General features: G+C 59.8%; 18 protein-coding genes and 1 pseudogene. 4 read left to right on the top strand and 15 right to left on the bottom strand.

What is annotated here, in order from left to right; all coding sequences use genetic code 11:
* Nucleotides 1-57: 57 nt before the first annotated feature.
* The 13 genes and pseudogenes from gspJ to G5315_RS08765 all read right to left on the bottom strand — a co-directional run.
* A pseudogene (gspJ, locus tag G5315_RS08825) lies at nt 58-705 on the bottom strand (type II secretion system minor pseudopilin GspJ); the annotation flags it as partial.
* Nucleotides 702-1,061 (bottom strand): GspI family T2SS minor pseudopilin variant ExeI, encoded by a 360-nt coding sequence (gene exeI / locus G5315_RS08820; RefSeq protein ID WP_005338301.1) that lies wholly within the window; start codon nt 1,059-1,061, stop codon nt 702-704. The pseudogene gspJ and the gene exeI, both read right to left, overlap by 4 nt.
* A complete protein-coding gene (exeH, locus tag G5315_RS08815) occupies nt 1,058-1,630 on the bottom strand; it encodes a GspH family T2SS minor pseudopilin variant ExeH (RefSeq protein ID WP_335837746.1) in 573 nt (190 codons plus the stop codon). The genes exeI and exeH overlap by 4 nt, the downstream gene beginning before the upstream one ends.
* A gap of 38 nt (nt 1,631-1,668) precedes the next feature.
* A complete protein-coding gene (gene exeG, locus G5315_RS08810) occupies nt 1,669-2,100 on the bottom strand; it encodes a GspG family T2SS major pseudopilin variant ExeG (protein ID WP_005338297.1) in 432 nt (143 codons plus the stop codon).
* A 97-nt stretch (nt 2,101-2,197) separates the two neighbouring features.
* Nucleotides 2,198-3,418, bottom strand: coding sequence for a GspF family T2SS innner membrane protein variant ExeF (gene exeF / locus G5315_RS08805; RefSeq protein WP_421332905.1), 1,221 nt, complete (start codon nt 3,416-3,418; stop codon nt 2,198-2,200).
* A 1-nt stretch (nt 3,419) separates the two neighbouring features.
* Nucleotides 3,420-4,925 (bottom strand): type II secretion system ATPase GspE, encoded by a 1,506-nt coding sequence (gene gspE, locus G5315_RS08800; RefSeq protein WP_421332904.1) that lies wholly within the window; start codon nt 4,923-4,925, stop codon nt 3,420-3,422.
* On the bottom strand, nt 4,925-6,964 hold the full coding sequence (gene exeD / locus G5315_RS08795) for a GspD family T2SS secretin variant ExeD (RefSeq protein WP_421332903.1): 2,040 nt from the start codon (nt 6,962-6,964) through the stop codon (nt 4,925-4,927). The genes gspE and exeD overlap by 1 nt, the downstream gene beginning before the upstream one ends.
* Before the next feature lie 21 nt (nt 6,965-6,985).
* Nucleotides 6,986-7,828, bottom strand: coding sequence for a GspC family type II secretion system variant ExeC (gene exeC / locus G5315_RS08790; protein WP_321537286.1), 843 nt, complete (start codon nt 7,826-7,828; stop codon nt 6,986-6,988).
* 221 nt (nt 7,829-8,049) lie between these two features.
* Nucleotides 8,050-8,736 carry a GspB family T2SS assembly factor variant ExeB gene (gene exeB / locus G5315_RS08785; protein ID WP_421332902.1) on the bottom strand — a complete coding sequence of 229 codons (687 nt, stop codon included), beginning with the start codon at nt 8,734-8,736 and terminating at the stop codon, nt 8,050-8,052.
* Nucleotides 8,736-10,304, bottom strand: coding sequence for an ExeA family protein (locus G5315_RS08780; protein WP_216953162.1), 1,569 nt, complete (start codon nt 10,302-10,304; stop codon nt 8,736-8,738). The genes exeB and G5315_RS08780 overlap by 1 nt, the downstream gene beginning before the upstream one ends.
* Nucleotides 10,305-10,681: 377 nt before the next feature.
* The gene (locus tag G5315_RS08775) at nt 10,682-11,803 is read right to left on the bottom strand and encodes a beta-ketoacyl-ACP synthase III (RefSeq protein WP_421257883.1); all 1,122 of its coding nucleotides are present in this window, start codon (nt 11,801-11,803) and stop codon (nt 10,682-10,684) included.
* Between the two features lie 54 nt (nt 11,804-11,857).
* Nucleotides 11,858-13,021: a vWA domain-containing protein gene (locus G5315_RS08770; protein WP_421257884.1), complete on the bottom strand. Its 1,164-nt coding sequence runs from the start codon at nt 13,019-13,021 to the stop codon at nt 11,858-11,860.
* Nucleotides 13,022-13,024: 3 nt separating this feature from the next.
* The gene (locus tag G5315_RS08765) at nt 13,025-13,867 is read right to left on the bottom strand and encodes an AAA family ATPase (RefSeq protein ID WP_216978327.1); all 843 of its coding nucleotides are present in this window, start codon (nt 13,865-13,867) and stop codon (nt 13,025-13,027) included.
* A 159-nt stretch (nt 13,868-14,026) separates the two neighbouring features.
* On the opposite strand from G5315_RS08765, the gene cysK reads away from it, so the two are divergent.
* From cysK to crr, 4 genes are all read left to right on the top strand, one after another.
* Nucleotides 14,027-14,995 (top strand): cysteine synthase A, encoded by a 969-nt coding sequence (gene cysK, locus G5315_RS08760; RefSeq protein ID WP_421332901.1) that lies wholly within the window; start codon nt 14,027-14,029, stop codon nt 14,993-14,995.
* A 440-nt stretch (nt 14,996-15,435) separates the two neighbouring features.
* Complete coding sequence (locus tag G5315_RS08755) at nt 15,436-15,693, top strand: HPr family phosphocarrier protein (RefSeq protein ID WP_005338266.1); 258 nt, start codon at nt 15,436-15,438, stop codon at nt 15,691-15,693.
* 46 nt (nt 15,694-15,739) lie between these two features.
* Nucleotides 15,740-17,467 (top strand): phosphoenolpyruvate-protein phosphotransferase PtsI, encoded by a 1,728-nt coding sequence (gene ptsI / locus G5315_RS08750; RefSeq protein ID WP_216953166.1) that lies wholly within the window; start codon nt 15,740-15,742, stop codon nt 17,465-17,467.
* Between the two features lie 44 nt (nt 17,468-17,511).
* The gene (crr, locus tag G5315_RS08745) at nt 17,512-18,021 is read left to right on the top strand and encodes a PTS glucose transporter subunit IIA (RefSeq protein ID WP_216953167.1); all 510 of its coding nucleotides are present in this window, start codon (nt 17,512-17,514) and stop codon (nt 18,019-18,021) included.
* 99 nt (nt 18,022-18,120) lie between these two features.
* Here crr and G5315_RS08740 read toward each other — a convergent pair whose 3' ends face one another.
* Both G5315_RS08740 and mscK read right to left on the bottom strand, forming a co-directional pair.
* On the bottom strand, nt 18,121-19,053 hold the full coding sequence (locus G5315_RS08740; RefSeq protein ID WP_421332900.1) for a GGDEF domain-containing protein: 933 nt from the start codon (nt 19,051-19,053) through the stop codon (nt 18,121-18,123).
* Nucleotides 19,054-19,235: 182 nt separating this feature from the next.
* The gene (gene mscK / locus G5315_RS08735) at nt 19,236-22,565 is read right to left on the bottom strand and encodes a mechanosensitive channel MscK (protein ID WP_270904641.1); all 3,330 of its coding nucleotides are present in this window, start codon (nt 22,563-22,565) and stop codon (nt 19,236-19,238) included.
* Nucleotides 22,566-22,615 lie beyond the last annotated feature (50 nt).

Here is a 22,615-nt window from a genome sequence, read left to right as displayed (position 1 = left end):
GTTGTTGTTGTTGTTGTTGTTGTTGTTGTTGCCACCTTGGTCGGGGTTACTGCTCTGGCTGTTCTCTTCGGCGCGCTGGCCACCGGCACCAATCAGGAACTGGCGACGAATGGTGCCGTAATCTTCCAGATCCAGCTCCACTGCCAGCCCGTGGGGCAGCACGCTGCGCTGGGTCCACTCCTCTTTCCAGTTGCCCTTGTCGAAGAAGTAGAGGCGAAACGCCGTGACCCCTGTCAGCACCGGCTGGATGCGCGGCTCGGTGCCGATCACCGGATCCGGATAGAGGTAGCTCAGGCGCTCCAGCTTCTGATCCTTGAGACGCCAGCCGACCCGCTGCAGATGGGAGCGGGGCAGCATGCCGTCCGGGTTGAGCCAGCCGCTGCGCATAAAGGCCATGCCCCAGTCATCGCTCTGCTGGCCGAAGCGGGAAGCCGCTAGCAGCACCTTGTTGTTTTCCCCCTCGATGCGACCGCTGCGCGGCACCATCTGGGTGACGTCTCGCTCCAGCAGGGTGAAGGCGAGCTGCAATTCGTTGAGGCGGGCCTCCTTGCGCTTGGCTACCTCGTCGCTGGTGAGCACCCCCTGCAGCACCTGATAGGCGCCCATGCTGAGAGTGGCGAAGATGGCGATCGCCACCAGCATTTCGAGCAGGGTAAAACCGGCGTGACGGACGGGGCGAGGCGTGCGGGCGGATAGCTGGGTCATCGGCTGATATAGGTCCGCATCATGGCGACCGGGTTCTCGGCCTTGGCCTCGGTACGCACTTCCATATCGAGCGCCCGGAAGTTGTTGTCGGCGGTAGCGACGCCGCGATAGCGCCAGTACCAGGTGCTGCCCGCCATCTGCTCATCCCCTTCCACCCAGCTGTCACCGGGCCACTTGTTCTCGAGCTTCTGTTGCACCAGCTGGTTCTCCACCACCCAAGTGGCCAGGGTCTTCTGCTCCAGATAGTTGAGGGCCGAGAGGTGTTCGCTGGCGGTTTTCATTACCGCTAGACCCGCGATGGCAAAGACGGCCAGTGCGACCATGACTTCGAGTAGTGTCATGCCGCGGGCGTTCATTCGCTCACCTCTTCATCTTCATCGCCCGTGAGCAGGGTGAGGCGGCCGAACTCGTCCCCCTTGACGATACGGGTGTAGCGGGCATCCTCATCCTGCTGGGTGAAGGTGAGCACGAACGGGCTCAGCTCGCCGCCCGGGAAGATCAGTAGCTGCGGCGTGCGCTCCTTCTCGTCGCGCTTCTGTTCGGTTTTCTCGTCGTGGTCGGGCTGCCAGCCAAAGCCTTCCAGCTCCAGCGCCAGCGTCATGTTCTCGGCCAGTTGCACCGGCCCCAGCTGCTTGTCGCCAGTCAGGGCCAGCCACTTGCGATCCTTGGCTTGGCGCTGCATAAACTGCCAGCCGTTATCCTCGATGCGAATGCCTACCAGCCGACCATCCATCACCGCATACTCCTGCGCCAGCTGCAGGGTCGCCATCAGGCGACGCGCCTGCTTGTCCAGCTCCCGATCTCCTCTGGCGCCTCCCATGCTGAGAGTGACGGCAGTGGCCACTAGTCCCATCAGCATGGCGACCAGCAACACTTCCAGCAGAGTAAAGCCGGATTGGCGATGAAAGGAGAGAGATCGCTTCATGCAGTCAGCTCACAAGGAGTGCGGTGGCGGCACATCACTTATTGGAAATCCTTCAGGTTCCAGTTGCCGATGTCGTCATCGGTACCGGCTTCACCATCCAGACCCATGGAGAAGATGTCGATCTTGCCGAACTGGCCTGGGCTCAGCAGCTGGTACGGGTTGCCCCAGGGATCTTGCGGCAGGCGCTTGATGTAGCCGCCATCGCGGTAGCTGCGCGGCGCCGGATCGATGGAGGGCTTGGTCACCAGCGCGTCCAGACCCTGTTCAGTGGTCGGGTAGCGGTTGTTGTCCAGCTTGTACATGTCGAGGGCGTTTTCCAGCGCCACGATATCGGAGACCGCTTTCTGCTGGTCAGCCTTTTCCTTGTTGCCCATCAGGTTGGGCACCACCAGACTGGCCAGAATGCCGAGGATCACGATGACCACCATGACTTCCAGCAGGGTAAAACCGGATTGACGACGTTTGTTCATGAGTTGCTCCGTAACGAATGAGATGGGATGGCCCATCAGAGAGTGATCACTGGGTGGGTTCGACGGGCCGCCAGCGGCGCCACCGAACACCGGAAACTTACATATTCACCATATTGTTGAGCTCGAGGATCGGCTGCAGGATCGACATCACGATAAACAGCACCACCCCGGCCATGGAGACCACCAGCATGGGTTCGAACACCCCGAGGGCGATATTGACCTGGGATTCAAACTCCCGATCCTGGTTGTCTGCCGCCCGCTCCAGCATGCTGTCGAGCTCGCCGCTCTGCTCGCCGGAGGCGATCATGTGCAGCATCATGGGCGGGAAAATCTTGGTCTCGGTCAGCGACTTGCGCAGACTGGTCCCCTCGCGCACCCGTTCGGCGGCCTCGAGAATGCGCATTCTGGCAAAGTCGTTGGAGAGCACTTCGCCGGAGATCTTCATCCCCTCCAGCAGCGGCACCGCGCTGGCGTTGAGGATGCTTAACGTGCGAGCGAAGCGGGCGGTGTTGAGACCGCGACTGACCCGGCCAATCACCGGCAGGCCGAGCAGCACCTGATGCCAGCGCCGGCGACGTTTTTCATCGGTGAGCCACCAGCGCCAGACAAAGCTGCCAAGGAAGATCAGCAGCAGGAACCAGAGGCCGTAGGCCTGCATCAGTTCGCTGGTACCGATGAGAAAGCGGGTGGTGCCCGGCAGCTGTTGACCCATGTGTTCAAACTGGGCCACCACCTTGGGCACCACGGCGGTAAGCAGGATCGAGATAACCCCGATAGCCACGCAGGTAAGCACGATGGGGTAGATCATCGCCTGCAACAGCTTGGTGCGCATATGCTGGCGCTGTTCGGTGTAGTCGGCGAGGCGGTTGAGCACCTTCTCCAGATGGCCCGATTTTTCACCGGCCGCCACCATGGAGCGAAACAGCTGGTCGAACACATGGGGAAAAGCCCCCAGCGAGTCGGCCAGCGAATAACCTTCCACCACCTTGCTGCGCACGGTCGCCACCAGAGAGCGCAAGTGGGCCTTTTCGCACTGCTCGGCCACCGCTTTGAGCGCCTCTTCGATGGTGAGACCAGCCCCCACCAGGGTGGCCAGCTGGCGAGTGATCAGGGCCAGCTCGGCAGTGCTGGCACCGCGCCGAAACAGGGCGAAGCGGGTTGCCTCCCGTTTCGCCTTCTCGGTGGTCTCGTTCACCTCGAGGGGAATGAGCCCCTGCTCGCGCAGCAGCTGGCGCACCTGACGGGCCGAGTCACCCTCCATCACGCCGCTCTTGCTACGCCCCTTGTTGTCGAGGGCCTTGTATTCGAATGCCGCCATCTCAATCTTCCCGGGTCACGCGCAGTACCTCTTCGAGGCTGGTCTGCCCTTTGAGCACCTTGTCGATACCGTCGCGGCGGATGCTGGGGGTATGGCCGCGGATCAGCCGTTCAATGGCCATCTCGCCGCTGGCGCCGTGAATGGCTTCACGCACCGCCTCGTCCACCACCACCAGTTCGTGGATGCCGGTCCGGCCACGATAGCCGGTGTGGTTGCACTGTTCGCAGCCCACCGGATGCCAGATAGGCTGATCAGGTTCCAGTGTGATACCCATTGCAAGTCGCTCCTGCTCGGTGGCCGGACGCGAGGCGCGGCAATCGGGGCAGAGGGTACGCACCAGCCGCTGGGCCAGCACCGCCAAGAGCGACGAGGAGAGCAGGAAGGGCTCGATCCCCATGTCCCGCATCCGGGTGATGGCGCCGATGGCGGTGTTGGTGTGCAGGGTCGACATTACCAGGTGACCGGTGAGGGAGGCCTGTACCGCGATCTGGGCGGTCTCGAGGTCACGAATTTCCCCCACCATCACTACGTCCGGATCCTGGCGCAGAATGGCGCGCAGACCGCGGGCGAAGGTCATGTCCACCTTGCTGTTGACCTGGGTCTGGCCCACCCCTTCGAGGTCATATTCGATGGGGTCTTCCACCGTCAGGATGTTGCGATCCCGCGAGTTGATTTCTGACAGCGCCGCATAGAGGGTGGTGGATTTACCGGAACCGGTCGGGCCGGTGACCAGAATGATGCCATGGGGCTTGCGAATAAGTTCGCTGATGATGCTGCGGTTGCGCGCCGTCATGCCGAGCTGCTTGAGCTCGAGGCGAATGGTGTTCTTGTCGAGCAGACGCAATACCACCCGCTCGCCGTAGCTGGACGGCATGGTGGAGACCCGCACGTCGACGGCGCGGCCGCCGATACGCAATGAGATACGGCCATCCTGCGGCACCCGCTTCTCGGCGATGTCCATCCGCGACATGACCTTGATCCGCGAAACCAGGAGTGATGCCAGCTTGCGATGGGGACGCAGGATCTCCCGCAGCACCCCATCGATGCGAAAACGAATGACCAGTGCCCGCTCGAAGGTCTCGATATGGATATCGGAGGCCTCCTCCTTGATCGCCTCGCTCAACATGGCGTTGATGAGACGAATGATGGGGGCATCGTCATCGGCATCCAGCAGGTCTTCGCTCTGGGGCAGCTCTTCGGCCAGGGCAAAGAAGTCCATCTCGTTGCCGAGATCTTCCATCAGCTGGCGTGCCTCGGAGGAGTCGCGCTGATAGTGGGCCATCAGCAGCTCTTCGAAGGTTTCGTTGTCGAGCTGCTCCACCGCGAAGCTGCAACCCGCTACCCGCCGCACTTCCAGCAGGGCTTGCGGGGTGACGCCGGGGCGGCACTGCAATACTGGTGCCCCCTCCCGCTCAATCAGGATCACCCCGAAGTTGCGGGCAAAGGCGAAGGGCAGCTCCGGCAGCGGGGGCGGCAACTCGCCGCCGTCAAGATGGTAGGCACTCATCAGGGACGGCTCTGCACAAAGGGGGTGGTACTTTCTACAGTGCTCTGCTGGCGAACCTTCATCTGTTCAACCTGCTTCTGCACTTCCTTTTGCAGCTCGGGCGACACCATCACATCCTGGCCATAGGCAGGCAGCACCTGACGTTTGGGCGAGGTGAGATAGCCCTCTTGCACTGCATTATCCAACTGCTGAGCGCGGAACAGGGAGTATTTGTTGCTGGAGATACCAGAGTAGACATCGGCATCGCGCAAGATTGTGGGCCGGATAAAGACCATCAGGTTGCGCTTGCTCACCGTATTGGAGGTGGAGCGAAACAGGTAGCCCAGCACCGGAATATCGCCGAGTAGCGGGACTTTGGATACCTGTTCCAGAGTCTGATCATCCATCAGGCCACCCAAAACTACGGTCTCGCCACTTTTAACCAATACTGCGTTTTTCACTGTACGGGTGTCAAAGGTTGGACCGAGATTGGCCGAGCCTGGAGCCTGCTTCTGTGCCACGCTGGAGACCTCTTGCTCGATGGTGAGTAGCACCGAATCCCCTTCGTTGATTTGCGGAGTAACGGTTAGCTTGGTTCCGACTGTCTTGCGCTCGATGGTGTTGAAGATGTTGTCACCGGAGGTAGAACTTTGGGAACCGGTCTGGACAGGTACTTCCTGACCCACGTTGAACGACGCCTCTTTGTTGTCCATGGTGACGATGCTCGGGGTAGAGAGAATATCGTTCTTGGTATTGGAGGCCAGCGCCGTGGCCAGCATGGCCCAATCACCGTGATAAAAACCGGCGGCCATGCCGTTGAATTCTTTCAGCAGAGCTGCTGCGGTATCAGTGTTACCGTTCTGGTAATCTTTACCCGCGGCGATGGCGCCGCCAAGTGGCAAACCAGTGTTGTTAAACTGGGTACCACCACCATTGGCATTGCCCCACTGGACGCCGAGGTTAAGGCCGTCGTTATCCTGCATCTCGACGATGATCGCCTCCACCAGTACTTGGGCACGGCGGATATCGAGCTTGGCGATGACCTGTTCAAGTTCTGCCATCACATCCGGCTGGGCGGTGATGACCAGGGCATTGGTGGTCTCGTCGGCAGAGATGGCCAGCTTGCCACCGCCGATGCTGGCGCCACCTGTGGTTGCGCCGCCGCCCTTCTTGTCGGCCTCGATGCTGGAGCTGACGCCCTTGAGCACCTCGACCATGTCTTTGGCCTTGCCATATTTGAGGTAGAAGACCCGGGTGTTGCCCTGGCTCTGCAGGTCGCGGTCGAGCTGGCGCACCATCTGGATGATGCGGGCGCGCGCTTTCGGCTCACCACTCACCACCACAGAGTTGGTGCGTTCGTCGGCCACCACCTTGGGGGAGAGCAACAGGGAAGCGGTGCCGCCCTGTGGGTTACCATCCTTGTTGAGGTTGGTCACCAGCCGCACCATTTCCCCCGCCGAGGCAAACTTGAGCTTGATGATGTCTACATCCTGATCGCCTGCGCGGTCGACCCGGTTCACCACTTCCACCAGACGGTTGACCACGGCGGCGCGGCCGGTGATGAGCAGCACGTTTGATGGCTCGTAGTGCACCACGTTGCCCCCACCGGCGTTGTCGTTGAGCTGGCGCAGCAGGGGAGCCAGTTCACGCACCGAGACGTTGCGTACCGGCACGACTCTGGTCACCATCTCGTCGCCCACTCCCGGGTTATTGCCATCCACCACCGGAATGGCGGAGGTTTTGGCATCCCGCGAGCGCAGCACCTTGAGCACGCCGTTATTCATCGGCACCACGGCAAAGCCGTAGACATCGAGCACACTCAGGAAGAACTGGTAGTACTGCTCCTCGTTGAGCAGGTCGTAGCTGCGCACGTTGATCTTGCCGCGCACCGAGGGCTCTATGATGATGGTCTTGTTGAGGTTTTTGCCCACCGTATTGATAAATTCTTCGATGTCGGCGTTCTTGAAGCTGGCAGAGTACTCGGTGGCCCAGGCTGAGCCCGCCATCATCAGTGCCGCTGCGATAGTGGCCAGACGCCAGCCTTTCCCTTTAGTGGTCATTATTGGTACGACTCCAAATCATTATTCTGACAAGCGCACATAGACATCGAACTGTTCGCCCTGCCGCTCGACGGTCACTGTCATTTCCGTTGCGCTAGCCAGCTGCTGCATCGCCTGCATGGCTTGCATGTTGTCACGCAGATCCAGTCCGTTGATGCTGATGGCCAGATCATTGGCCTGCAGCCCGCTCTGGTTGAAAAATTCCGGATTGTTGCCCGGGTTGAGGCGATAACCGGCCATGCGGCCATCCATCTGAACCGGTGAAATATTGAGGTAATCAGTGATCTTGCCCGGATCAGCCATCAGCTCGCTGCGCAGAGAGCCAAGGAGAGTGGTATTTGTTGTTTGCGGTAGCGGCTTGCCATACTCCTCGCCATCCAGCATCAGGGTCTCGTCGCGGCCATCCCGCTCTATGATGACTCGATCCGGATAGACCTGCCGGATCCGCGCTTGGGTGCCGTCAATCATGTCGCCAACCCCGTAGGAGTTCTGGATGCCGGACATGGCGATGATGGCGATGGATTTGGCCGGATCCGAGCTTGCCAACACCCCGTTGAGCTGGGCATTAAGCTGGGTGCGCGGCGCATTGGCGGCCACGGCGGTTTTTGCCTGCGCCTTGGGGATCGCCTTGCCAAACAGCGCCAGTCGGCTCACCTCGCCCAGTTCAAGGCGCGGGCTGCTTTGGCCGCTGACCGCCACGGTGGAGGGTTGCCACGGCTGGTTGGATTGCGGGTTTGCCAGAGTGAGCAAGCGCCAGGTGAGGGCTGCGCTCTGCTGGGCCAGCATCAGCAGCAGCACCAGAAAGAACACTCCGGTGACGCGAGTCAAAGGAAGCTGTCGGCACCGGGCCAGCAGCAGGGTCAAGATGTCATCCCTGAATCGTAGCGTCATATTAATCAACAAATTCCAGGCTCTGGGGCGGCTGCGTATTGTGTACGGCTGCGTGCTGTGACACAACGGGTCGGGGCGCACCAAACCGTAAAAATGGATATTTCATCACACCGTAAACCTTTGAATGCTCATAAAAGTGGCACTCAGGCGAGGTGCATCCTGCTTGCCAGCGATTATCAGGGGAAGGTGTGTACTCACCCTTGCCAATCCTGCAACGCCTTGAGGGTTACGCTCTGGCCTCCGATATCCAGCACAATGTACTGCTGGTCGATGGTGGCGAGCACGACCCCGGGGGCTATCTCGCTCCCTTCCCGGTATTCGCGGCCATTGAGCACCACGGCCCGCTTGGCCGGATTGGATGAGAACACATGGGAGCCATAGCTGAATGCGGGCACTTGCTGGCGAACCGAAAGCGGAGCGGCATTCAGCGACATCAACTGGGCCGGCTGCACGCTTTGGGAAACTGTACCCGATTCTTGTTGCAGCGGTGTTTCGTTGAGGGCGCGCATCAGCTGTTCGGCCAAGGTTGGTCGACTGGCTGCCGGATTGCTGGCAGCCGCTGCGACCCTGGGCTGCTGCACTACAGGTTCCGGCAGGGGCGGGGGCAGCGGACGGGTCACCATCGCCTTGGGCTCAACCCGCACGAAGGGGGAGGCAATCACCTCTTTTACCTCCACCTTCTCCTCGATGGGACGCAGGTGGATTAGATGCCAGCCATAGTTGGCACCCGCCCCCAGCAGCAGGGCAAGGGGCGCCAGCAACCAGCCGACGCGACGCGCGGGTTGCGCCTCCTCGCGGGCTATCGCCAACCCCATGGCGGGAATATGGCTCTGTTGCGAAGGCTGCTGGGCACGGCGCAGGGCATTGAGCAGGGTAGACATCAGGAGGTCTCCTCCAGTCTTGGCATGGGTTCGCCGGAGAGTGCGTTGAGCCGCAGCAGGGTGTTGCTGCCAGCGATGCCGTCAGGGGTGAGCCCCTGATCCCGCTGGAACTGCTGCAGTTTGTTCTTGAGCTCGCCATCGAAACGGCGCACCTTGCGTTCGGGTTGTTGCAATGCTCGGCTCAGAGCGTTGTCGAGCCACTGGATCTGGGTCTGTCCGGCATTGCTGGCGATCAGGCTGACGCCCCCTTTCGGCATGCGCCAGAGCAGGGTATAGCTGCCACCCCAGTTGTCGCTGAGCCACTGGCGATCCACTTGCCAGCTTTGGTTGCCGATCATCAGGCTGGCCTTGCTTGGCCCCAGATTGACCAGAGTCGCGTAGTAGAGGCCGCCAGTCTGGTCAGTGAGCGTGATCATGGCGGGATGCTGCAGGGCGCGCAGCTCCTCGAGGCTTGCCTCTCCCTCCTGGCAGCGCAGACCGGCGCGAGGGGCGTTGTCACAGGTGGCATCGAACGGTTCCGGTTCATAGCCCCAGACCCGATAGAGATTCTGCATGGCGCTCTCGGGGTCGAGGGCCTGATTGATCGCCTCGGTCAACTGTTCCTGTTGTTCGGCGGTCTCGTCAACGGTGACAGGCACCTCGACCTTGACCACAGGCCGTTCGGGGAATACGCCGAAAAATTGCCAACCCCACCAGCCTGCAGCTACCAGCAAGGCGCCAGCCAGTGTCACCATCAGACCGGAAAGCCAGCTCCCCTCATCACGGACGCCGCTCACCTCGAACGCTGCCTGGCTGATGTCGCCATGAACAATCTTGTAGCTGCCACGGGCGAAGGCGGCGAGCAGGGCGCGATCGCAGATGAGGTTGATCAGGCGCGGAATGCCGCCGGAGAGCCGATGCAGCGTCTGGATCGCTCTGGGGGTAAAAATGGGCTGCACACAACCGGCTACTTGCAGCCGGAAGCGGACGTAGGCATCCACATCGGTGGCGGAGAGGGGCAGCAGGTGGTAGCGGGCGGTGATGCGCTGGGCCAGTTGGCGCAACAGGGGCTGGCGCAGCATCTGTTGCAGTTCGGGTTGGCCGATCAGCACGATTTGCAGCAGTTTTTTCTCGTCGGTTTCCAGGTTGGTGAGCAGACGCAACTGCTCCAACACCCCGGGCAACAGATGTTGGGCCTCATCCACCAGTACCACGCTGCGCTTGCCTGCGGTCAGGTTGGCCAGCAGGTGGTCGCGGATCAGGTCGAACAGTTGCTTGATCCCGGCCTCGGCGGGGTAGGGGAGTTGAAACTCGTCGCAGATGGCTGCCAGCAGATCCCGTTCGGTCAGGGAGGGGTTGAGGATGTAGGCGATCTCGGTATCTGCTGGCAACTGCTGCAGCAGGCAACGGGAGACGGTGGTTTTGCCGGTGCCCACTTCGCCGGTCAGCAGCACAAAGCCGCCACCATCCTGCAATCCGTAGTTGAGGTGAGCAAGGGCTTCGCCGTGGCGCTCACTCATATAGAGGTACTTGGGATTGGGCGAGATGGAGAAAGGCGGTTCCGATAGGCCGAAGAACTGTGTGTACATGAGGGGATTCTTTTGTAGCCGGCGACAGATAAGAAATGTCTCCGGATGATAGCAAACCTCGAATTCATTGGAAGCCATCATTGGCAAAGGATGACAAATTGCAGCCTTTTCCTGTCATCTTGTGATCCAGATATCGCCCCGTTGCACCATGGTACTCAAAAATTGCAACCAATCTGAAAAATAAGTTTTTCATCAATGGCTTGTCGGTATGCGTTGTCACAGTAGTCCGGTGTTTTCGGATCAATAGTCATGGTCTGGCCACTATTTATGCCCGTTTTCTCCTCTCGCAAGGGTGAACCGAGAGAGGGGCTAGCGGCGAAACAGCGCCAAACCCCAATCAGAGTACAGGGCGCGGGCCACTCTCCCCGCGCACTCTGTTACTGTCGTTGTAGCAGCAGGCTACCGATGGAGTAGCCTGCGCCAAAGGAGCACAGTACGCCGCGAGCCCCCGCAGGAAGGTCGCGATTGTACAGATGAAACGCGATGATGGAACCCGCCGAGCTGGTATTACCATAGCTATCAAGAATGACCGGCGCCTCCTGCTGGCTGGCATCGTGGCCCAGCAGCTTGCGACCGATGAACTGGTTCATGGTGAGGTTGGCCTGATGGAGCCAGAGCCGGCTCAGGCTCTCGGCGGGCCAGCCCTGCTCATCGAGCTGGTTGGCAATCTGGTCGCACACCAGTGGCAACACCTCCTTGAACACCTTGCGCCCCTGCTGGCGAAACAGCTTGTCGTCGCCGTAGCGGGTGCGCGGGCTCAGCCGGTTCAGAAAGCCGAAGTTGTTGCGGATGTTGTTGGAGTACTGGGTCACCAGCTTGCTGGCTACCAGTTGCCACGGGTTGGCCACCTTGCAATCTTCCGCTCGCTCCAGCAGCACCGCGGTGCAGGCATCGCCGAAGATAAAGTGGCTATCACGATCGCGAAAATTGAGGTGCCCCGAGCAGATCTCCGGATTGACTACCAGCGCCACGTTGGCGGTGCCTGCCGCCAGCATGTCGGCGGCTGTCTTGATGCCGAAGGTGGCAGACGAGCAGGCCACGTTCATGTCAAAGGCCATGCCGCTTGCTCCCAGATAGTGCTGCAGCTCGATGGCCAGCGCCGGATAGGGGCGTGGCATGTTGGAGGCAGCGACGATGACCAGATCGATCTCACCCGGCTCGCGGCCGGCGGCGATCAGCGCCTGCTCGGCGGCAGCCACCGCCATCTCCACCATGATGGAGGGCATCTCATCGGGCCGCTCCGCCAGCAGCGGTTGCATGATGTCGGGGTTGAGTACCCCTTCGCGGCTCACCAGATAACGGCTTTTGATGCCGGACGCCTTCTCGATGAACTCGCAACTGGAGTGCTGCTTGGCGGGGAGCTGGCCGGCGTCGATGGCGGAGGCGTTCTCCTCGTTGTAGAGATCCACATACTGGTTGAAGGCGGCCACCAGCTCTTCATTGCTGACGGCAAAGGGTGGGGTATAGAGGCCTGAGCCACTGATCACGATAGAGGTCATCTTTGCTCCTCGCCGGGTGCGTTCCCGGCTTGTCGGTTTATAGGGTAGAGAGGGTTACAGCTGGTCGATCGCCGCAGCGAGACCCGCCAGAGTCAGCGGATGCATCCGTCCGCCAACCACGTCATTCATCAGTTTGATGGAGGGATGCCAGAGCCACTCCCGCCGCGGGGTGGGATTGATCCAAACCAGTTTGGGAAAGTGCTGCTGCAAGCGGGTGAGCCACACCTGACCCGACTCCTCGTTCCACTGCTCGACGCTGCCGCCGGGCCAGGTGATCTCGTAGGGGCCCATGGTGGCATCCCCCACCAGGATCACCCGGTAGTCGCTGCCATAGGTGCGCAGCAGCCGCAGGGTATCGAACCGCTCCTCAAAGCGGCGGGCGTTATCCTTCCAGACGAAGTCGTAGAGACAGTTGTGAAAATAGAAGTACTCCAGATGCTTGAACTCGTGGCGCAGGGCGGAGAAGAGGCGCTGCACCTCGGCCACGTGAGCATCCATGGAGCCCCCCACATCGAAAAAAACCAGCAGCTTGACCCCGTTGTGGCGCTCGGGCCGCAGCTTCACATCGAGCCAGCCCTGGCGGGCCGAACTTTTTATGGTGTCGTCGAGATCCAGCTCGTCGGGATTGCCTTTGCGCACCCAGCGTCGGAGCTTGCGCAGCGCCAGCTGAATGGCGCGCTGGCCGAGCGGCGAGTCGTCGCTGAAGTTGCGATAGTGACGGGCCTCCCACACCTTGGCCGCCTTGCCGTGCTGCCTCTCTCCACCCATGCGCACCCCCTCGGGGTGAAAACCGCCATGGCCAAACGGGCTGCTGCCACCGGTCCCTACCCACTTGTTGCCGCCGGCGTGGCGCTCTTTCTGCTCGCTTAACCGTTGGTTGAGGGTCTCCAGCAGCTTGTCGAGTCCGCCAAGGGATTTGAGCAGCGCCTTCTCCTCTGGGCTCAACAGTCGCTCGAACTCCTTGCGCAGCCACTCCTCGGGCAGGCTTTCCGGCAGCAGGGGGATGGCGTCCAGCCCCTCATAGTATTCGGCGAAGGCGCGATCGAAGCGATCGTAGTGGGCCTCGTCTTTTACCAGCAGGCAGCGGGAGAGTTGGTAGAACTCCTCCATATCGACAGCGACCAGCCGGGCAGCCAGTGCGGCGTGCAAGTCCAGCAGCTCACGCAGGCTGCAGGGGAGCTTGTGGCGGCGCAGGTGGGTAAAAAAGTCGATCAGCATGGTTCAGCTGCCGCGCCGGGCCAGAAAGGCGAGCTTCTCGAAGAGATGCAAATCCTGCTCGGTCTTGAGCAGGGCGCCATATAGCGTGGGCACCAGCTTGCCGGGCTCGCGGGCGCGCATCGCCTCGGGGGCGATATCGTCGGCCAAGAGCAGGCGGATCCAGTCCAGCAGCTCCGAGGTGGAGGGTTTCTTGCGCAGCCCCTCTACCTCGCGCAGCTCGAAGAAGAGATCCATTGCCTCGCCAAGCAGGCTCTCCTTGAGGTCGGGGTAGTGGAGTTTGACGATGGCCTGCATCTCGACCTTGTCGGGGAAGCGGATGTAGTGGAAGAAACAGCGGCGCAGGAAGGCGTCCGGCAGCTCTTTCTCATTGTTGGAGGTGATGATGACCACAGGCCGCTGGCGTGCCTTGACTCGCTCGCCTGTCTCGTAGACGTCGAACTCCATCCGATCCAGCTCCAGCAGCAGATCGTTGGGGAATTCGATGTCGGCCTTGTCGATCTCGTCGATCAGCAGCACAGGTCGCTGCTCGGCGCTGAAGGCCTGCCACAGTTTGCCTTTACGAATGTAGTGGCTGATATCGGCCACTCTGGGGTCGCCGAGCTGGGAGTCCCGCAGCCGGGCCACCGCATCATATTCGTAGAGTCCCTGTTGGGCCTTGGTGGTGGACTTGATATGCCAGGCAATGAGGTCGGTGCCGAGATGGTCGGCGACCGCTTCCGCCAGCACCGTCTTGCCGGTGCCCGGCTCCCCTTTGATCAGCAGCGGTTTTTCGAGGGTGATGGCGGCATTGACCGCCATCTTCAATGCATCGGAGGCGAGATACTGGCTGCTTCCTGAAAATCCCATAACGTCGGTTCCTTTGACGATTGGCGCCCGGAGTCAGGGGCCAGAGAGAATAAGCTCTATATGTTGTAATACCATATGGTTATAACGAATAGTCACTTCTCATTCAGAAACCACAGGGTAATCTTGTTTCATCGTCGTAACAAACACAGGGATAGCGCCATGAGCAAAATTTTTGAGGACAACAGCCAGACTATCGGTCACACCCCGCTGGTTCGTCTCAACCGTGTTACCAAAGGTCACGTGCTGGCCAAGATCGAGAGCCGCAACCCCAGCTTCAGCGTCAAGTGCCGGATCGGTGCCAACCTGATCTGGGATGCCGAGAAGCGCGGTATCCTGACCAAGGGTAAGGAGATCATCGAGCCCACCAGCGGCAACACGGGCATTGCTCTGGCCTTTGTCGCGGCAGCTCGCGGCTATCCCATCACCCTGACCATGCCGGCCACCATGAGCCTGGAGCGCCGCAAGCTGCTCAAGGCGCTCGGTGCCAATCTGGTGCTGACCGAAGGGCCGCTCGGCATGAAGGGGGCCATTGCCAAGGCCAACGAGATCCTCGAATCCGAGCCGGGCAAGTATGTGTTGCTGCAACAGTTTGAAAACCCGGCCAACCCGGAGATCCACGAAAAGACCACCGGCCCCGAGATTTGGGATGCCACTGACGGTGAGGTGGATGTGTTCGTGGCCGGGGTCGGTACCGGCGGCACCATTACCGGTGTCTCCCGCTATCTGAAGAAGACCCAGGGCAAGGCGGTGGTCTCTGTCGCGGTCGAACCGGCCGAGTCGCCGGTCATCAGTCAGAAGTTGGCCGGGGAAGAGATCAAACCGGGCCCCCACAAGATCCAGGGGATCGGCGCAGGCTTTATCCCGGGCAACCTGGACCTCTCCCTCATCGACCGGGTGGAGAAGGTGACCAGCGATGAAGCCATCGAGATGGCCCGCCGCCTGATGGAGGAGGAGGGGATCCTGGCCGGTATCAGCTCCGGTGCTGCGGTGGTGGCTGCCAGACGTCTGGCCGAGCTGCCGGAATTTGCGGGCAAAACCATAGTGGTCATTCTGCCGAGTGCGGCGGAGCGTTACCTCTCCAGCGCCCTGTTTGCCGGGGTGTTCAGCGAGCAGGAACTGCAGCAGTAACTGATCGGAATCTTTCAAAACAGCGGCGCTCCCAGGAGCGCCGCTTCTTTATGGGCTAGACTCAACCCCTGTTAGTGTCACTTGATCCTTATTTTTTGGGGTAAAATAACAAGTTCCGGAGTGAGAAAAAAAGCAGACATTCCGCTCTAAATCTCATATCCTGTGCGGCGTCACGCGGTGTTTGCTGGCTGGGTATCACAAAGTAACAAAGTGTTATTTTTCGTTATAAAATAATTTCAGGCCAGTCCTGATGCGGCTTGTAGCCCAATAACTGAAAATTGCCAACCAGCGCGCCGATTACTGCACAGAAACTTGACCTGGATTAAACCATTGCGGGTCTGCTTTCGTTACTTTACAACATATCCATACTGACACGGTGGGTCAGGTTGCTTCAAAAACGACCAATCCACCAAAAAATATCAATAATATGGGGTGAAACCATGTACGAGAAGTCTGTTGTTATTACTGCTGAAAACGGCCTGCACACCCGTCCGGCAGCTCAGTTCGTGAAAGAAGCCAAAGAATTCCAAAGCGAGATCACTGTGGTCTCCGGTGGCAAGTCCGCCAGCGCCAAGAGCCTGTTCAAGCTGCAGACCCTGGGCCTGACCAAGGGCACCAACGTAACCATCCAGGCTGACGGCCCGGATGCCCAGCAAGCTGTTGAGAAGCTGGTTGCCCTGATGGACGAGCTGGAGTAATCCAGCTTTAGATTCCTCCCCCACAGTCGTTTTAATAGGAAGGATTATGATATCTGGCATTCTTGCGTCCCCCGGTATCGCATTCGGTAAGGCGCTTCTTCTTAAAGAAGATGAAATCGTTATCAATCAGGGCAAAATCTCTGCTGATCAGATTGATGGCGAGATCAACCGTTTCCTCGAAGCTCGTACCAAGTCAGCTGCCCAGCTGGAAGCCATCAAAGAGATGGCCGGTCGCACCTTCGGTGAGGAAAAAGAGGCCATCTTCGAAGGCCACATCATGTTGCTCGAAGATGAGGAGCTGGAAGGGGATATCAAATCCTTCATCAAAGAGAACAAGGCATCCGCCGACAAAGCCATCTATGAGGTGATCGAGCAGTACGCCAAGATGATGGCCGAGCTGGATGACCCCTATCTGCGCGAGCGCGCTACCGACTTCCGTGACATCGGTACCCGTCTGGTGAAGAACGTGCTGGGCATCGCCGTTGTCAACCTGAGCACCATCGACGAAGAGGTGATCCTGGTCGCCAAAGACCTGACCCCGTCTGAAACCGCTCAGATCAACCTGAAATATGTGCTGGGTTTCGTCACCGATATCGGTGGCCGTACCTCTCACACCTCCATCATGGCCCGCTCCCTGGAGCTGCCGGCCGTGGTAGGCACCAACGACATCACCGAGCGCGTCAAGAACGGTGACATGCTGGTGCTGGATGCGATCAATAACCAGATCATCATCAATCCGACCGCTGAACAGCTGAACGAAGCCAAGAAGTTCCAGGCTCAGTTCCAGGCCGAGAAAGATGAGCTGGCCAAGCTGAAAGATCTGCCTGCCATCACGCTGGATGGTCACCAGGTCGAAGTGTGCGCCAACATCGGTACCGTCAAGGATACCGAAGGTGCCATCCGCAATGGCGCCGAAGGCGTGGGTCTGTACCGTACCGAGTTCCTGTTCATGGACCGTGACGCGCTGCCGACCGAAGACGAGCAGTTCAAAGCCTACAAAGAAGTGGCCGAAGCGATGCCGGATCAGCCGATCATCGTGCGTACCATGGACATTGGCGGCGACAAAGAGCTGCCGTACATGAATTTCCCGAAAGAGATGAACCCCTTCCTGGGCTGGCGTGCCGTGCGTATTTTCTTCGACCGCGAAGACATCATGCACGCTCAGCTGCGGGCCATTCTGCGTGCGTCTGCCTTCGGCAAACTGCGCATCATGTTCCCGATGATCATCTCTGTCGAAGAGTTCCGTAGCCTGAAAGCTACCGTGGAGACGCTGAAAGCCGAACTGCGTGCTGAAGGCAAAGCCTTTGATGAATCCATCGAAGTGGGTATCATGATCGAGACCCCGGCCGCTGCCGTGATGGCTCATCATCTGGCCAAGGAAGTGGATTTCTTCAGTATCGGTACCAACGACCTGACCCAGTACACCCTGGCTGTCGATCGCGGTAACGAGATGATCTCCGCTATGTACAACCCGCTGTCACCCTCCGTCCTGACCCTGATCAAGATGGTTATCGATGCGTCCCACGCCGAAGGCAAGTGGACCGGTATGTGTGGTGAACTGGCTGGTGACGAGCGCGCCACCCTGCTGCTGCTGGGTATGGGTCTGGATGAGTTCTCCATGAGCGCCATCTCTGTACCGCGTATCAAGAAGCTTATCCGCAACACCAGCTTCGAAGATGTGAAGGCAATGGCTGACCAGGCATTGAGCTTTGCCACCGCTGCTGAAATCGAAGCGTGCGTAGATAACTTTATCAAGCAGAAGGCAGTCTGCTAAGATCGGCTGCAAACAGCGACAAATCATCTCTAGGAGCTTTTACTATGGGTCTGTTCGACAAACTGAAGAAACTGGTGTCCGACGATAGCGCTGATACCGGCGGCATCGAAATCTTCGCTCCGCTGTCTGGCGAAATCGTGCCGATCGAAGATGTGCCTGACGTTGTCTTCGCCGAGAAGATCGTGGGTGACGGTATCGCCATCAAGCCGGCTGGCAACAAGATGGTTGCTCCGTGCGATGGCACCATCGGAAAAATCTTCGAGACCAACCATGCGTTCTCTCTGGAGTCCGACTCTGGTATCGAGCTGTTCGTTCACTTCGGTATCGACACCGTTGAACTGAAAGGCGAAGGCTTCAAGCGTATCGCTCAGGAAGGCCAGCAGGTCAAGCGCGGTGATACCATCATCGAATTCGATCTGGCCGTACTGGAAGCAAAAGCCAAATCTACCCTGACTCCGGTGGTCATCTCCAACATGGACGAGATCAAAGAGCTGGTGAAGATGACTGGTGCCGTGACTGTGGGCGAGACTCCGGTTATCCGCATCAAGAAGTAATGGTCGGCTGGCCTATGCCAGTTGCCGCAGTAAAAAACCGAAGCCTGGTGCTTCGGTTTTTTTATGGTTGCGTGCGAGCTTCCCTTTCTGGCTATCAGGCTATTGTGCCGAGATGACCACCCGGTTACGTCCCTGCTCCTTCGCCTGATAAAGGGCCCGGTCTGCCATCATCAGCAGATAGTCGATGCTCTCCTGACCCTTCATGCTGGCACACCCCAGACTGATGGTTAGCGCGATCTGTTTTCCTTGCCATGGCAAGCGGGTGGTACTGACATGCTGGCGCAGTTGTTCGGCGCGCCGTGCTGCCTGTTCAATATCGCAACCAGGCAGGATCAGCAGGAACTCCTCCCCGCCCCAACGGGCCAGACTCTCCCCCGGCAACAGCTGGCCCGCCATGGCGTGGGCGACGGCGCAGAGCGCGGCATCGCCCGCAGGGTGGCCGTAGCGGTCATTGACCTGCTTGAAATGGTCGATATCTCCCAGTACTACCGAGAGGGGCTGGCCCTGCAACCAGAGAGCCTGCAGCTGTTGCTGTGCGCCACGCCGGTTGGTCAGTTCGGTGAGGGGAGCGGTGCAGGAGAGGCGGCTCACCTCTTCTACCATGCATTGCAGGTCGTGGATATCGCGAAAGGTGACGATATGGCTATCCGGGATGGCATCTGCCCCCAGCTGGGCGGTGACGATAAACCAGCGAGAGTGGCCATTCTTGCATCGGATCAGCGCCGGCATCTCGGCGACTTCCAGTCCATGGTGCAGGCTCTGCTCTATCTGGTTATGCCAGGCCTGAATTACCGAGTTGCGATAGCTCTCATCGGGATAGGCGAGGTGAAACCAGCTCTCCATGTCCGGCAGATCCTGCAGCTCATAGCCCAGCTGTTCGCGAAAGGCCCTGTTGAGGAAGAGATGGCGACGCAGGGGGATCCGTTCGGGTGACATATGACCCTGGCTGGCTGTCGACTCGGACACCAGGATTGGGAGCGGGATCACATCAAAGGAGCGAAACAGAATGTGCTCTAGTTGTTGGTCATCCATGGGCGAAAACGCGGCTCCCTGCTCTCCCGTTCGTTAGCCTACATTAGGTGAGAGACCGCAGCGGGTAAACTCATTTATCACTCTCCGGCGGTTGCCTGAGTGGACGGTCGTAGCAACGGGAACATAAAAAAGCCGCTCACCTGGGTGAGCGGCTGTTGCCATCAGATCAGTGCAGTTCGCTATCAGGCTGGCTGCTTGCCATCTTCTGCGGGCGGTGGCAGAGCGGCGGAGTTGGACTCCACCTTCTGCTCTTCGCCCTGCATATTCTTGATGTAGACATCCATCTGGTTGAAGGCGATCTCGATGCCGTTCTCGCGGAACAGCTGGTCGATCTTGCGGTTCAACTCGTCCACCGCCGGGTTGCGATCCCCCAGTTCGCTCACGAAGAAGCGCAGCTCGTGATCCAGAGTGCTGGCGCCAAAGGTGAGGAAGTAGACGATGGGGGCCGGGTCTTTCAGCACCCGACTGTTTTCGTCGGCCGCCTGTTTGAGCAGGGTGCGGGTCAGCTCCAGATCCGAGCCATACGCCACACCCACCCGTACGATCACCCGGGTGACGGTGTCACTCAGCGACCAGTTGATGAGCCGTTCTGTCATCAGTTGCTGGTTGGGGATGATCACCTCTTTGCGGTCGAAGTCGGTCAGGGTGGTGGCGCGAATGCGGATCCGCGAGACGGTACCGGAGAAGGAGCCGATGGTGACGGTGTCACCGATCCGCACCGGACGCTCGAACAGGATGATGATGCCGGAGACGAAGTTGGAGAGGATCTCCTTCATGCCGAAACCGATACCGACTGACAGACCACCCGCTACCCACTGCAGCTTGTCCCACTGCACGCCCATCATGGAGAGAGCGGTCAGGGAGCCAAAGCCGATCAGCACGTAGTTGAGCATGGTGGTGATGGCGTAGGCGGTCCCCTGAGCCAGGTTGAGCTTGGAGAGCACCAGCACCTCCAGCAAGCCCGGCAGGTTGCGCGCCAATGACCAGGCACCGCCGAGCAGCAGGAAGCCGATCAGCACGTCACTCAGGCTGATGGGGAACAGCACGGCGTTGGCGCCGGTGCCTTCACTGCGGTGCCACAGCACCATACTGTCGAGGTAGGAGAAGACTGCGACCAGATCGGACCAGAGCCAGTAGAAGGCGACGCCGAAGATCAGCATCAGCACGGTACGGGTCAGACGCAGGGACTGCTGGCTGACATCCTCCAGATCCATGGGCTGCTCTTCGATGGACTCGCCACCTTCCGCATCTTCCGAAGATTTGTGCTCACGCTTGGCCACCGCACGGCGGTAGGCCAGACGACGTGCTGCCAGCTCCAGACCACGCAGGGCGGTGCGGTAGACCAGGCTCCAGATGATGATGAGGTAGAAGGATTCGATCAGGCGACCGGTCAGCTTCAGCGCGGTGTAGTAGTAACCGAGCATCGCCAGCACGATCAGCGCCACCGGTGCCAGCGCCAGGGCAATGGCGATCAGCGACTTCTGCATGCTCGCCTCGCCCTTGATGCGGGCGCGGGAGATGGGGAACACCAGATAGGCGGCCAGCCCCAGCAGGGTCAGGGTCATGGCCTGGCCGATCACATCGTTGCCCAGGGTGGAGGGTTCAACCACCGCCTTGGTTGCGAGCATGATGAGCGGCAGCAGTGGCAACCAGATGTAGCGCATGCTGTTGCGCTTGGCTTGCAGCTCCGCTTTCGGGATCCGGAAGTGGGTCTCGGCGATGCCGCCCGGGCGCATCACGGCCAGATAGACGCTGAACACCAGATAACCGAGGGCGAGGTTCAGGGTGATCTGGAACATCAGTTTGGGACTGAGCAGACCGCAGTAGGTGAGCAGCAGACCGCCAGCCAGAATGAACATGCTGCCCGGCAGGCGTTGCAGCACGGTATAGAGCAGGGCGCGCGGGGTGTGCCACTGGCTGTCCTGACGGAAACGGCCAAGGTCCTTGGTGATCTTCTTCTCGCGCTCAACCAGCGCCGGACGTTTCCAGACCAGCAGGCCGCCGATCAGCAGCAGCGGGAAGGCGAGCAGGGAGATCCCCAGCAGCTCTTCGCGCCAGCGTTTCCAGTCCGGTTTCAATACCCAGTCGGAGGCCTGTTTGTAGGCCTGGGCGGGCCAGCTGATAAACCACTTGCTGTCGATGGGCTTGTTGCTGCTTACCCAGAAGATATGTTGCTGCAGGGTAAATTCGATAGAGGCATAGACCCGCGCCAGTTGCTGCTGGGTCAGCTGCAGGCTGATGGCGTTGGTGAGCTGGCTGTCGAGTTGGCGGTTGAGCTGATCGAGCAGATTGATGCGGGTGTCGAGCAGCTTGGCAAGGCTCTCCTTGTCCTCCTCGCTGACCGGATCCTTGCTGCCGGCGATCAGATTGTCCAGATAGAGGTTCTTCTGGAACAGCTGGTCACGCTGCTGGCTCAGTTCAAACTGGGCCAGATGCAGATCGGCGATCTGCTCTTCCAGATTTTTGACGGCGATGGTGGGCGCCGCTTCCAGTTGCTGATAGAGCTGATAGAGGATACGCGACAGCAGCAGATTGCCCTTGAGCATCTGCACCTGTTCATTGAGGTTGCGCTCGGTCTGGATGCCGCGCTCCAGCCAGCTCTTGGCTTGCAGGTTTTTCTGTACCAGCGAGTTGAGGCTGGTGGTGGCACCGATCAGCTGCTGGCTGAGCTGGTGGTTGAGCTCCTGCTCTTTTTGCACCAGCGGGCTGTCTTCGGTCGCCACCAGTTCACCGGTCTGCTCGGCGGTTTTTTCGGTGTCGCCGAGGCGCTTGGCGCTGCTCTGATCCTGCAACAGCTGCAGTTTCTGCTCTTCGCTGGCGAGACGGGCACTCTGGTAGTCGCGCTGCTTGATCGCCAGATCCTGCATGCTGGTACGGTTATCCAGCTCCTTTTGCAGGTGGGCCAGTTGCAGGTCGAGCAGGGCCAGCTCGGCACCGAGCTTCATCTTCTCGGCGCTGGAGACGCTTTCACCGGCGTTGAGGCGGGTACGGATCTCCTGACTGCGCTGGTAGGCGCGGCTCATGCTGGCCTGGGCCCGCTCCGGCAGGGTCTGCAAGCTGGTGAGCTGGCTGCCGATGGCGCCGAGGGCCTCCTGGGCCGCCTGCATGTTGGCCAGCACTTCCGGCTGACGGCTGTCGAGCTCTGCCAGACTCATGCTGGCGTATTCGCTCTTGATCTGCTCGGCACTCTTGCCCTTGGTCAGGGCATCGAGCTTGGCGCTGATCTCTCTGAGTTCGGTGGGCAGGTTGCGGATCCGCTGGGCCTGGGTCTTGGCCTTTGCCTCTTCCTTGTCGATGCTGTCGAGCAGGCCGAGGGTTTCGGTCAGCAACTTCTGATCCGCTTGCTGACTGACGGTCAGGGTCTCTGATTTACCCAGACCATCCAGCGCTCGCTGAACTGCGTTGCGAGAGGGGACATCTTGCGCCATGGCTTGCGGGACGCAGAGGCTGGCGAGGAGACAGAGCAGCGGCAACAGGGTGGCCGAGACTCTTTTAAAACGTATTGAGGGCATATAACTTCCGGGTTATTACGCGATATTCGGGAGATTTCCCGCATAGATTA

It is taken from the genome of Aeromonas sp. 603607, from assembly GCF_049171595.1.
Classification (GTDB): domain Bacteria; phylum Pseudomonadota; class Gammaproteobacteria; order Enterobacterales; family Aeromonadaceae; genus Aeromonas; species Aeromonas veronii.
Note: the sequence above shows the minus strand (reverse complement) of the source record. Positions and strands in the feature narration are given on the sequence as shown.

Coding starts and splice junctions, on each gene's coding strand:
- exeI (WP_005338301.1), bottom strand. CDS start 1,061: ATGAACGCCCGCGGCATGACACTACTCGAAGTCATGGTCGCACTGGCC.
- exeH (WP_335837746.1), bottom strand. CDS start 1,630: ATGAAGCGATCTCTCTCCTTTCATCGCCAATCCGGCTTTACTCTGCTG.
- exeG (WP_005338297.1), bottom strand. CDS start 2,100: ATGAACAAACGTCGTCAATCCGGTTTTACCCTGCTGGAAGTCATGGTG.
- exeF (WP_421332905.1), bottom strand. CDS start 3,418: ATGGCGGCATTCGAATACAAGGCCCTCGACAACAAGGGGCGTAGCAAG.
- gspE (WP_421332904.1), bottom strand. CDS start 4,925: ATGAGTGCCTACCATCTTGACGGCGGCGAGTTGCCGCCCCCGCTGCCG.
- exeD (WP_421332903.1), bottom strand. CDS start 6,964: ATGACCACTAAAGGGAAAGGCTGGCGTCTGGCCACTATCGCAGCGGCA.
- exeB (WP_421332902.1), bottom strand. CDS start 8,736: ATGTCTACCCTGCTCAATGCCCTGCGCCGTGCCCAGCAGCCTTCGCAA.
- G5315_RS08780 (WP_216953162.1), bottom strand. CDS start 10,304: ATGTACACACAGTTCTTCGGCCTATCGGAACCGCCTTTCTCCATCTCG.
- G5315_RS08775 (WP_421257883.1), bottom strand. CDS start 11,803: ATGACCTCTATCGTGATCAGTGGCTCAGGCCTCTATACCCCACCCTTT.
- G5315_RS08770 (WP_421257884.1), bottom strand. CDS start 13,021: ATGCTGATCGACTTTTTTACCCACCTGCGCCGCCACAAGCTCCCCTGC.
- G5315_RS08765 (WP_216978327.1), bottom strand. CDS start 13,867: ATGGGATTTTCAGGAAGCAGCCAGTATCTCGCCTCCGATGCATTGAAG.
- cysK (WP_421332901.1), top strand. CDS start 14,027: ATGAGCAAAATTTTTGAGGACAACAGCCAGACTATCGGTCACACCCCG.
- G5315_RS08755 (WP_005338266.1), top strand. CDS start 15,436: ATGTACGAGAAGTCTGTTGTTATTACTGCTGAAAACGGCCTGCACACC.
- ptsI (WP_216953166.1), top strand. CDS start 15,740: ATGATATCTGGCATTCTTGCGTCCCCCGGTATCGCATTCGGTAAGGCG.
- crr (WP_216953167.1), top strand. CDS start 17,512: ATGGGTCTGTTCGACAAACTGAAGAAACTGGTGTCCGACGATAGCGCT.
- G5315_RS08740 (WP_421332900.1), bottom strand. CDS start 19,053: ATGGATGACCAACAACTAGAGCACATTCTGTTTCGCTCCTTTGATGTG.
- mscK (WP_270904641.1), bottom strand. CDS start 22,565: ATGCCCTCAATACGTTTTAAAAGAGTCTCGGCCACCCTGTTGCCGCTG.